This is a genomic window from Streptococcus suis, assembly GCF_002964045.1.
GTDB lineage: Bacteria > Bacillota > Bacilli > Lactobacillales > Streptococcaceae > Streptococcus > Streptococcus suis_U.
Genome location: NZ_POPB01000523.1, coordinates 1 through 368 on the forward strand (window position 1 = coordinate 1; position 368 = coordinate 368).

The window sequence follows — 368 nt, forward strand, 5'->3', positions numbered from 1 at the left end:
TGACAATGGTTATTCAAACAAGTATAGTGGTACTAGCGGGTTACGCTTATAGTCGCTATAACTTCATCGCTCGTAAGCAAAGTTTGGTTTTCTTCTTGATTATCCAAATGGTACCAACCATGGCTGCTCTTACCGCCTTCTTCGTTATGGCCCTCATGCTCAATGCGCTCAACCAAAGCTGGTTCCTCATCTTCCTTTATGTCGGTGGTGGTATCCCAATGAACGCTTGGCTCATGAAAGGCTACTTCGATACGGTGCCAATCTCACTTGATGAATCTGCAAAACTAGACGGTGCCGGTCACTTCAGACGTTTCTGGCAAATCGTCCTCCCACTCGTTCGTCCAATGATTGCTGTACAAGCGCTCTGG

General features: G+C 46.7%; 1 protein-coding gene. It reads left to right on the top strand.

Annotated elements, in window-relative coordinates; translation table 11 throughout:
• The coding region (locus tag C1E99_RS12515; protein WP_153060240.1) for an ABC transporter permease subunit at positions 1–368 on the top strand (368 nt) is incomplete at both ends.